We start from the raw sequence: 11,148 nt of genomic DNA on the forward strand, positions 1-11,148 counted from the left end.
GTCACGCCGGGGGTCGCGGGTTCGAGTCCCGTCCGCTCCGCCATATACCAAGGGCGTGCCTGATCTCAGGTGCGCCCTTTTTTTATCTATTTTTTGAGTTTTGTTGAGGAAGGAAACAGACCATGTTGCAGAGTATTCACGATCAGGCACAGAGTTGGGTTGCATGGGTTATCGTCGGGTTGCTGATTATTCCATTTGCACTGTGGGGCATTAACTCCTATTTTGATGGGGGTTCAGGTGCGGTTGTTGCAGAGGTAAATGGGACAGAGATAAGTCTAAATGAGTATCAACGTTCGCTACAGCAGCAGCGTCAGAGAATGCGCCAGTTGATGGGGGCAGATTATCGCCCGGAGATGTTGGAAGATCCACGTATGCGTCGTGCGGTACTGGATGCGATGATCGAAAACGATCTATTGAATCAGGCAGTAGATGGTGATGGCTTCCGCATTGGTGATGAGTTGCTCTACTGGCAGCTGCAGCGTACCGAGGCCTTTCGTGGAAATGATGATAAATTCAGTCAGGATATCTACAAACAGGTTCTCTCCTCACAGGGCATGAGCCAGCCATTTTTTGAGAGCAGAATACGCTCTGACCTGATGCAGTCTCAGCTTCTTACCGGTTTTCGTCAGGCCTCTTTTGTAACAGAGAGTGAGCTGCGTGAGGCTGTGCGTCTACAAGAACAGAAACGTTCACTACGTCTGCTTACTATTCCTGCATCAGTTGACAGGATTGAGAGCAAGGATGTTGGAGATGATGAGATTGCTGCGCAGTACGAGATAAACTCGGTTGCTTATGAGATTCCTGAACAGGTTAGTCTTGATTACATTTCACTGTCGGTGGCAGATCTTGCCGGGGATGTTCCGGTTGAGGTAGATGCACTACAGAAGCTATATGAGCAGCGCAAGGAGAGCCTGCTTGCAGATGAGGAGCGTCATGCACGACATATTCTGATTGAGCTGGCGGAGGGGGCTGATGAGGAGGCCACTGCAGCGGCTCAGGCTCGTTTGAATGAGGTGCAGGCCAAATTGGCTGCGGGAGACTCTTTCGAGGCCCTGGCAGAACACTATTCTGATGATCCCGGATCCGCAGCTGCTGGGGGTGATCTGGACTTCTTCCCTCGTGGCATGATGGTTCCAGAATTTGATGATGCGGTATTCTCCATGCAGGTGGGGGAGGTGTCTGAGCCGGTTCGTACTCCGTTTGGTTTTCATCTGATTCGTCTGGATGAGATTCAGGCGGAAGAGATTCGTACGTTTGAGGATGTTCGCGGAGAACTCAGTGCAGAGCTAAAACGCCAGACTGCTGAGGACCTCTTCTTTGAGTATGCAGAGACTATTGCCAATCTGGCTTATGAGCAGCCTGATTCACTGGATGGGGCAGCAGAGGCCGCAGGCCTGGTAGTCAGGCAGAGTGAGCTATTCAATCGCCAGGGGGCGACTAATGGAGTTGCCACAAACCCTGGAGTAATCAAGGCAGCATTCTCAGATATGGTTTTGGTAGATGGCAAGAATAGTGATCCGATAGAGCTGTCAGAGGACCATATGGTTGTTGTCAGAGTGCGTGAACACCGTCCAGCAACAAGAAAACCGCTAGAGAGGGTGCGTGCAGAGGTGGTTGATGCAATTCTTGCCCAGCGCGCAAGGGCTACTGCAAAGAACAGTGGAATGGAGCTTCTGGACAAGATTCAGAGTGGTGCTGTTGGCACAGACGCAGCTGCAGAGAGTGTGGCTCTGCAGTGGAGCGGGGTTGAACAGATCAACAGGAGTGATAAAACCATATCCTCAGAGGTTGTAGCACGAGCATTTCAGGTGAATCTGCTTAAGGGGCAGAAAGCGTATGCTGGCACCGAGTTGCGTGGAGGTGGTTATGCGTTGATTGAACTGCTGGCAGTTGAGGATGGTAGTTTTGAGGCCATGGGTGACAAACAGGTAGAGGTTATGCGTCGTGAGCTTGCAGACCGTAATGTGAAAAGTCACTATCAGAGCTATGTTGCCAGCCTGCGTAACCAGGCAGATATTAAGGTCTACGAGGATCAGTTAAACTAGAAAAACCCCTCCTAATCCTCTTTCCTGACTCCGTAGGTTGCCATTCCGGTGGTGTTGTAACCACCATCGACATAGGTGATCTCGCCGGTCATTCCGGAAGCCAGATCAGAGCAGAGGAAGGCGCCAACATTGCCAATCTCGTCAATTGTCACATTGCGGCGTAGTGGCGAGTTTTTCTCCGAGTAGTCGAGTAGCAGATTGAAGTCACCAATCCCCTTGGCCGCCAAGGTCTTGACTGGTCCTGCAGAGAGGCCATTAACGCGAATTCCATCAGGCCCAAGGTCGGCAGCCATTGCTCGTACAGCGGCCTCCAGACTGGCCTTGGCCAGCCCCATGACGTTGTAGTGGGGAATGGAGCGTATTGCACCCAGGTAACTTAGGGTCAACATTGAGCCCTTGCGCCCCTCCATCATCGGCAGGGCCTCACGGCCCAGTGCGGCAAAACTATAAGAGCTGATATCGTGGGCAACCTTGGAGCCCTCACGAGTTACCGAGTCGATAAAACGGCCATCAAGCTCCCCTTTTGGTGAGAAAGCTACTGAGTGCACCAGGCAGTCCAGTCCGTCCCAATGGGTAGCAAGAGTCTCAAATGTCTTCCTGATCTGGTCATCGCTGGAGACATCACAGGGGATGGTAATATCACTGCCAAGCTCGGCAGCAAATTTTTCAGCTCGGCCCTGCAGTTTATCACCCTGATAGGTGAGGGCAATTTCGGCCCCCTCACGGTGCATCGCCTTGGCAATACCCCAGGCAATAGAACGGTTACTGGCTACACCAACAACCAGCACTTTTTTACCTTGCATAAATCCCATTACAAATCCTCGTATACTGTCCAATCGTTCGGTTTTTATTCTGGTATTATCCAGTCTTTCAACAGAGCTTGTAGTAATCCAATTTTACACAGACATAGTGAGAAGTAACAGGATAAAAAGATGGGAATTGTCTGTTGCCCTGTGCGGCTGGCTACTATCTTCTGCCCTCCAGGCTAACTGGAATAATCCGTACCCTCAAGATGGGCTGGAGGAGCAGGTGCTCTACTCGTCATTCTCGGGGCGCCCCAAGCATCTGGATCCGGCACGTTCCTATAGCTCCAATGAGTACACCTTTATTGGGCAGATATATGAGCCTCCACTGCAGTATCACTATCTGAAGAGACCCTATCAACTGGAGCCACTAACCGCCTCCAGAATGCCGCAGGTCACCTATCTGGACAAGGATGGGAATGAGCTTCCAGGAGATGTTGAGGTGGAAGAGATTGCCTACTCTCTATACGAGATCTCGATAAGAGATGGGGTCAGCTATCAGCCACATCCAGCTTTTGCAAAAGATGAGCATGGTGGAGTGCGTTATGGTGATCTGACCGAGGACGAGCTGGCTGGAATCGAGAAGATGTCTGATTTCGCAGAGAGTGATTCCCGGCTGCTGACAGCAGCAGATTATGTCTATCAGATAAAACGGCTGGCCCATCCATCGCTCCACTCTCCGATTTTTGGTCTGATGAGAGAGCATATTGTCGGTCTTGGTGATCTGCGAGATGCTCTGAAGGAGACCAGAGACAACAACCCGGAAGAGTGGCTGGATCTGAGAGAATTTTCCCTGGAGGGGGTTGAGGTGGTGGATTCACAAACTTACCGGATCAAGGTGAATGGAAAATACCCCCAGTTTCTCTACTGGATGGCGATGCCATTTTTTGCCCCCATGCCGTGGGAGGCAGACCGTTTTTACTCTAATCCACTGCTTCATGAGAAAAATATAACTCTCGACTGGTACCCTGTGGGAACAGGCCCATTTATGCTGACGGTAAACAACCCAAATCGCAAGATGGTTTTGGAGCGTAATCCAAATTACCACTCCGACTATTACCCCGTTGAGGGTGAGCCTGGTGACCATGAGAGTGATCTGCTGGTTGATGCAGGAAAACAGATCCCGTTTCTTGACAGAATTGAGTTTAGTCTGGAAAAAGAGACCATTCCCTACTGGAACAAGTTTCTGCAGGGTTACTATGATTCATCCGGGATCAGCTCGGACAGTTTTGATCAGGCAGTACAGTTCTCTTCAGCTGGTGAGGCAGAGTTGAGTGGTGAGATGGAGCAACAGGGCATGCGTCTGCAGACATCTGTATCTACCTCAATCTACTATATGGGATTCAATATGGTGGATTCGGTTATTGGTGGGGATAGTGAACAGGCCAGAAAGCTGCGTCAGGCAATCTCAATAGCTGTGGATTACGAGGAGTACATCTCAATTTTTGCAAATGGGCGAGGTATTCCTGCCCAAGGGCCACTGCCAGCCGGGATTTTTGGCCATCAAGAGGGGAGAAGCGGGGTTAATCAGACAGTCTACAGTTGGAGTGGTGGCAAGCCAAAACGGCGTTCGCTGGATGAGGCTAAACAGTTGTTGGCCGAGGCCGGTTATCCAAAAGGACGTGACCAGGAGAGCGGCAAGCCATTAACCCTCTATTTTGATGTAACTGCCAGCGGCCCGGATGACAAGGCACGCATGGACTGGTATCGAAAGCAGTTTGAGAAGATAGATCTACAGTTGGTGGTTCGTAATACCGACTACAACCGTTTTCAGGACAAGATTCGTACTGGTAGCGCCCAGATCTATCTATGGGGATGGAATGCAGACTACCCTGACCCCGAGAACTTTCTGTTTCTCCTCTATGGACCAAATGCCAAAATTGGCAAGGGTGGAGAGAATGCATCCAACTATGATAACCCCGAGTTCAATCTCCTCTTTGAACAGATGAAGAATATGGAGAACAGTCCTCAGCGGCAGCAGATAATCAAAAGGATGGTCTCCCTGCTGCAGCATGATGCACCATGGGTATGGGGTTTTCACCCCAAGAATTTTGGTCTCTACCACCGCTGGTATCAAAATACCAAGCCAAATCTTATGGCTAACAACACCCTGAAATATGTGCGTGTTGATCAGGGCGAGCGTGCCAGGCTGCGTGACGAGTGGAACCGCCCAGTGCTCTGGCCTCTGTGGGGAGGAGGGTTATTGCTGTTGATTATGGTGGTGCCGGCATGGTTGGGTGTGCGCCGCAAAGAGAACTCATCACTGAGAACAGTGGAGCATGTTGGTTCTACAGAGGCGGGGCGTTTGGAGGTTATTGAATGAGCACGGTAAAGATATGTTGAACTACATTCTGCGTCGCATTCTCTACGCCTTCCCGATTCTGGTTGGAGTCAACCTGCTTACCTTCTTCCTCTTCTTTGTGGTCAACACCCCTGATGACATGGCACGTATGCATCTGGGGATGAAGCACGTAACCGAGGAGGCGATAGAGAACTGGAAACAGGAGAGGGGGTATGACCGTCCACTACTCTGGAACGAGGCGGCGTCCGGTAGTGAAAAGATGACCGATACCCTGATTGTCTCCGAGTCCGTCAAACTCTTCCGTTTTGATTTTGGGGTGGCTGATGATGGACGCAATATTGGAGGAGACATCAGACAGCGAATGGGGCCAAGTCTGGCAATAGCTGTGCCCATCTTCATGATCGGGCTCTTCACTAATATCACCTTTGCCATGTTGATGGTCTTTTTCCGTGCCACCTACCTTGATCTCTCGGGAGTGGTGCTGACGGTAGTATTGATGTCTATCTCTGGTCTTTTCTACATTATTGGTGGGCAGTTTGTGGTTGGTAAACTGATGCATCTGGTTCCGATATCCGGTTATGAGGGGGGGCTGGATGCGTTTCGATTTGTGATCCTGCCGGTGGCGATAGGGGTGATCTCGGGCATCGGCTCAGGGACCCGCTGGTATCGCACCATCTTTCTTGAGGAGATGGGAAAAGATTATGTTCGTACTGCCCGTGCCAAGGGGTTGCCAGAGTCCAGGGTGCTGTTTCACCATGTGCTGAGAAATGCGATGATCCCTATCCTTACCGGTGCGGTGGTTGTGTTGCCTCTGCTCTTTATGGGAAGCCTGATTACGGAGTCATTTTTTGGAATTCCCGGGCTTGGTAGCTACACCATCGAGGCTATCAATGCCCAGGACTTTGCCATTGTCCGTGCGATGGTTTTCCTCGGGGCCGTGCTCTACATCATCGGGCTGCTACTGACAGATCTCTCCTATACCCTGGTTGATCCACGGGTGAGGCTGTCGTAATGGCTGAGATATACGCCTGGATTGGGGGCAAGCCACTTTTCCTCTGGACAGACATGTTGATCTGGCTACTGGTTGCAGTCATTTTTTTTGGAGTCTCACACACCCGTAAACACCCACATCTGCTGGAGCCGTGGCATCGGGTGGCAAAAAGCCGACTGGCCATGGGGTCACTTGTGGTGTTACTGGTGTATGTAGTGATAGGGTTAATGGATTCCATTCACTATCGTCCAGCTATGGAACAGGGTGAGCAGGGAGAGGAGGTTCACTATGCGGTTGAGGCCAGAACCTTGCTGGACTGGACGGTTGGTGGGTTGCGAGAAAATAGTGAAAAGAGCTACTCGGCACCCATGGCAACACATCTCTATGTGCGAGAGATGGTGGAGGCTCCAGATGGCGCAGTAAATCGTGACTTCCCGCGACTGAAATCTGGTGGCGCCCATCTGCAAGATCCCCAGCAGCGCGGCGCTGACCTTCTTGATAATCTTATGTTGGGCACTGTCAAGGGGGTGCTGCTCTGGATTGGAATTGCTCTTTTATTGGCGCTGTTGATCAGCAGGAAACGGGGTGACCGGTCCTCTCTGCGCTGGATGGCGGATGTCACCAGAGGAGATACAGCGACCCCATGGAAAACAGTTCTGTTGATCACAGCCATAGTCTCAATACTGGTGATGCTCTCCATTCAGATCGGGGTTAAGTACCATATACTTGGAACCGACAAAGTGGGGCAGGATGTCTTTTACCAGGCAGTAAAGAGTATACGTACAGGGCTGGTGATTGGAACTCTGACCACCCTTATCATGCTTCCATTTGCGATTCTGTTGGGGATCATGGCCGGCTTCTTCCGGGGCTGGATAGATGATGCGATTCAGTACATCTACACCACGCTAAACTCTATTCCAGGGGTGCTGCTGATTGCCGCAGCCATCCTGATGATTCAGGTCTATATAGACAATAATGCCGCACTTTTTGAGACCACCGAGGAGCGTGCCGATCTGAGACTGCTCTTCCTCTGCATTATCCTCGGGGTTACCAGCTGGACCGGCCTCTGCCGACTGCTACGCGGAGAGACTCTCAAGCTGCGCGAGATGGACTACATCACGGCTGCCCATGCATTTGGGGTGAAGAATCTGCGTATCATCACCCGTCATATCCTCCCCAACGTGATGCATGTAGTGCTGATCTCGGTAGTGCTTGATTTCAGTGGTCTGGTATTGGCCGAGGCTGTGCTCTCCTATGTGGGGGTCGGAGTTGATCCCACCATGTATAGCTGGGGTAACATGATCAATGGGGCTCGCCTCGAGATGGCAAGAGAACCGGTGGTCTGGTGGACGCTGCTGGCATCGTTCCTCTTCATGTTCACTCTGGTGTTAGCGGCAAATCTCTTCTCCGATGTGGTACGAGAGGCATTTGATCCTCGTCTGCAGAGAGGAGAGAGATGAGTCTCAAGGTATCCAACCTTCAGGTCTGGTTCTATACACGGCATGGAGCTGCTCGGGCTGTAGACGGGGTGTCGCTGGAGATCAACAATGGGGAGACCTTTGCCCTGCTGGGCGAGTCCGGATGTGGCAAATCAATTACTGCTCTCTCAATAATGCAGCTGCTTCCAGAGGCTCCACTGGCACGACTGCGTGGCGATATATTGCTGGATGGAGAGAATCTGCTTGATCTGCCAGAGCGCAAGATGCGCAAGGTTCGTGGCAGACGTATTGCGATGATATTTCAGGAGCCGATGACCTCTCTCAATCCGGTACTGAGTGTAGGCGACCAGGTGGGCGAGGTACTACAGCACCACTTTGGGGTAAAGGGGGCGGAGCAACGCAGGCGGGTAATTGAGCTGTTAGAGGATGTCGGCTTGCCGGATCCGGCACAACGGATTGATATCTATCCCCATCAACTCTCCGGTGGGATGAAACAGCGGGTGATGATTGCCATAGCACTTGCGGCGGAGCCTGATATCCTGATTGCCGATGAGCCCACAACCGCACTGGATGTAACTATTCAGGCACAGATTCTGAAGCTGTTGCGGCGCCTGCAGAGAGAGCGGGGGATGGCGATCCTGCTTATTACTCACGACCTTGGGGTTGTGGCAGAGATGGCTGACCGGGTTGCGGTGATGTATGCCGGTCAGCTTATAGAGCAGGCACCACGCGCCCCATTTTTTGCGCATCCCAGCCATCCATATACCCGTAGACTGTTTGCTGCGATCCCGGATAGCCGCAAACGCAGTCAGCCACTCTCCATGTTGCACGGCACCGTACCGGTATTGACCCAGGAGTTTCGTGGATGCCGTTTTCACAACCGTTGTGACCGTGGTTGGGAGCTCTGTACCGAGAGCTCTCCAAAATGGTTTCCAACCAGCAAGGGGCAGGCGGTACGCTGTCACCTGTTTGATCCAAAGCTGGAGCTGGCGGATCAACGAGATAGTGGTGAGCAGACCGCTGCCGACTCATACCATTCAGCGGAGAGCAGCGATGACGGTTCTGCGCTGCTAAAGGTAGAGGGGCTGAAGGTTCACTTTCCGGTAAAAAAAGGTCTCTTTCACAAGACAGTTGGCTATGTAAAGGCGGTCGATGGGGTGGATCTCTCAATTGGCGCTGGCAGGACTGTAGCGCTGGTTGGGGAGTCTGGCTGTGGCAAGACCACGGTAGGAAAATCAATTCTGCGACTTCTTGATACAACTGCTGGATCCATAATTTTTGACCGGGTTGATCTTGGGGCGTTAGAGGGTGATGAGCTGAGAAAAATCCGTTCCGATTTTCAGATGATTTTCCAGGATCCATACGCATCAATGAATCCACGCATGATGGTGGCAGATATTATTGGTGAGGGGATGGATTCTCTGTTGGAGGAGAGTGGCAAAAAAAGGGTGAGTGAGCTGCTGGAGGAGGTTGGCCTTACTGCAGAGATGGCTGGACGCTATCCACACGAATTCTCTGGTGGACAGCGTCAGCGGATCGCCATTGCGCGAGCACTTGCAGTAAATCCCCGGCTGCTGGTCTGTGATGAGCCAACCAGTGCACTGGATGTCTCGGTGCAGGCACAGATTCTGAATCTGTTGCGCAGACTCCAGCAACAACAGGGTATCTCCTATCTCTTCATTACCCATAACCTCTCTGTTGTCTCCTGGTTTGCCCAGGAGGTTGCGGTGATGTATCTCGGCAAGATAGTGGAATATGGAACAGTGGAGGAGGTGATGACAAAACCACTCCATCCATACACCCAGGCACTGTTGTCGGCTGTCCCGGTAATCAACCAGGAGAGTGGGCGTGAGGTTATTCAGTTAGAGGGGGATCAGGCCTCCCCAACCAACCCTCCATCCGGGTGCCCATTCCATCCGCGCTGCCCACAGGCGCTAGAGCGCTGCAGCAGCGAGGTCCCTGTTCATAGAGAGGTTGGTGATGGCCATCGAGTCTCCTGTCTGCTGGTTGATGTGACTGCTTAAGCAGACACCCTGGATCCTGCAACCCCACCCTTCATTTTCAGCATCCCCTTGTAGATCATCGGAAACTCCTCAACCACGGACTGCTGCACACAGTCGCGTTGCAGCAACTGATCCCGCCATGCGCACACCTTGGGAAGGTTTTCACAGGTGTGGATCGAGGCCAGCTTCTCCAGTAGATTCAGGCGCATAAATAGTGGGGCAAATGCCGCGTCAACAAGAGAAAACTGCTCCCCATTAAAGAACGGGCTACTCTCAAGAACCTCCTCAAGTTTGGCCAGACGCCCCCTCATGGTCTCGACAGCATCATCAAACTCCTCTGTGTCTGCTGAGGTATTAAGGGTGAATAGAACCTCAAGACATGATGATGCATACTCAATCCAGCTCCGGTTTCTGGCCCGCTGAAAGGCATCTTCGGGATGCAGAGACCCTGCGGTGGTCTCATCGATAAATTCGCTTATCACTGCAGACTCAAACAGCACCTCACCATCCACCTTCAACAACGGTACCTTTCCCAAAGGGGAGATCTGCAGGAACCACTCAGGTGGATCGGCAAGATCAATATAGGTGATTCTGTACGGAACCTGCTTCTCTTTCAGGGCGATAACTGCACGCTGAACATAGGGGCAGAGCTTGAAACTGACCAATTCGAGATCCATATTTGGTATCCTCCTCCGGTAATGTTTATAGGGAATATCTTTTCAGGAATTGTAAATGAGTAGGGCTCGATTGTCTGCGCCATTCTTGCTGGTTGTAGCGCTTGCGATAGTGCTTGTCGGCTGCATTCCCGGGCAGACGCGCTATCAGGATATTGGAAGTGGGGGCGGGGAGTTTAGTGTCAAGATGTTGGCAAAGTCGGACATGAGCAGGGTTGCCGAGCTGGGGCAGCGAGAGGTATTGAAGTCGCTGCGAAAGATGATGGTCCATCTCTACAATGCAAACCCAAGGCAGCTCAATCGGGGACGCTCCCAAGAGCAGACTAAATATACAGTTCAGAGCAGCGTAAAACGGATATTTGGCCAGCAGATGCGCTGGAACTTTCCCGAATTTGGTGGGGTGAAGGGCAACCAGATACTTCACCTGACCTTCGACAAGGACTACAAGGGAGACAGGGTGCTCGCCCTTACCTCTGCCCTGGTCTCCATGACCATGCGCTCCTACAATGGAACTACCCAGCTCTATATGCTGGATCAGCTTGATCCTCAAAAGATCTACAACAGTGCCCGCAATTTTGAGGTTGCCCTGAAAATGGTGGATATCTACCCCTATCTAAAGCAGAGCGGCAGTCAACATATAACCACCATGATAGGGCGAGCAACAGCAAATCAGGATCTGATAGCGATCCTGGTTGCAGACCACCTTAATCGACAGTTAACAGGCGTTGCCCAGTCTGTGGTAACAACTCTGCTACTCCCCATATAGGAAAGGGGGTCAGGTCTGCGTTTTTACTGTTATTTGATGCTATCGCCAAATAACAGTAAAAACGCAGACCTGACCCCCATTTGAGTTTCATTCAGCTTGATTGGATGGTGGAAAAGGGGTATAAT

Annotated in this window: 8 protein-coding genes and 1 tRNA gene (1 of these 9 running past the window's edge); 7 read left to right on the top strand and 2 right to left on the bottom strand. The window is 51.7% G+C overall.

The features are described 5' to 3' along the window. Together AC3ZFK_RS02755 and AC3ZFK_RS02760 are read left to right on the top strand one after the other, a co-directional pair. Positions 1-43 (top strand) — tRNA-OTHER (locus tag AC3ZFK_RS02755); it begins 52 nt to the left of the window's first position. Positions 44-122: 79 nt separating this feature from the next. Next, positions 123-2,045 (top strand): SurA N-terminal domain-containing protein, encoded by a 1,923-nt coding sequence (locus AC3ZFK_RS02760; RefSeq protein ID WP_487507300.1) that lies wholly within the window; start codon positions 123-125, stop codon positions 2,043-2,045. An 11-nt stretch (positions 2,046-2,056) separates the two neighbouring features. On the opposite strand, the gene AC3ZFK_RS02765 is transcribed toward AC3ZFK_RS02760, so the two are convergent. Beyond that, entirely contained in the window at positions 2,057-2,857 is an 801-nt protein-coding gene (locus AC3ZFK_RS02765; RefSeq protein ID WP_487507301.1) for an enoyl-ACP reductase FabI, read from the bottom strand. Between the two features lie 127 nt (positions 2,858-2,984). Between AC3ZFK_RS02765 and AC3ZFK_RS02770 the strand changes: the two genes are divergently transcribed. From AC3ZFK_RS02770 to AC3ZFK_RS02785, 4 genes are read left to right on the top strand one after another with little or no spacing between them, the layout of a single operon-like run. Beyond that, positions 2,985-5,171, top strand: a complete 2,187-nt coding sequence (locus tag AC3ZFK_RS02770; protein ID WP_487507302.1) for an ABC transporter substrate-binding protein — start codon at positions 2,985-2,987, stop codon at positions 5,169-5,171. A gap of 13 nt (positions 5,172-5,184) precedes the next feature. Next, positions 5,185-6,162 (top strand): ABC transporter permease, encoded by a 978-nt coding sequence (locus AC3ZFK_RS02775; RefSeq protein ID WP_487507303.1) that lies wholly within the window; start codon positions 5,185-5,187, stop codon positions 6,160-6,162. After that, positions 6,162-7,601, top strand: a complete 1,440-nt coding sequence (locus tag AC3ZFK_RS02780) for an ABC transporter permease (RefSeq protein ID WP_487507304.1) — start codon at positions 6,162-6,164, stop codon at positions 7,599-7,601. The genes AC3ZFK_RS02775 and AC3ZFK_RS02780 overlap by 1 nt, the downstream gene beginning before the upstream one ends. Further along, entirely contained in the window at positions 7,598-9,604 is a 2,007-nt protein-coding gene (locus tag AC3ZFK_RS02785) for an ABC transporter ATP-binding protein (RefSeq protein ID WP_487507305.1), read from the top strand. The genes AC3ZFK_RS02780 and AC3ZFK_RS02785 overlap by 4 nt, the downstream gene beginning before the upstream one ends. Here the strand turns inward: AC3ZFK_RS02785 and AC3ZFK_RS02790 are convergent. Further along, a complete protein-coding gene (locus AC3ZFK_RS02790; protein ID WP_487507306.1) occupies positions 9,601-10,260 on the bottom strand; it encodes a glutathione S-transferase family protein in 660 nt (219 codons plus the stop codon). The two genes, AC3ZFK_RS02785 and AC3ZFK_RS02790, sit on opposite strands and share 4 nt — an antisense overlap. A gap of 55 nt (positions 10,261-10,315) precedes the next feature. Here AC3ZFK_RS02790 and AC3ZFK_RS02795 point away from each other — a divergent pair, with 55 nt between their 5' ends. After that, positions 10,316-11,023, top strand: a complete 708-nt coding sequence (locus AC3ZFK_RS02795; protein ID WP_487507307.1) for a hypothetical protein — start codon at positions 10,316-10,318, stop codon at positions 11,021-11,023. Positions 11,024-11,148 lie beyond the last annotated feature (125 nt).

It is taken from the genome of Candidatus Thiopontia autotrophica, from assembly GCF_982804495.1.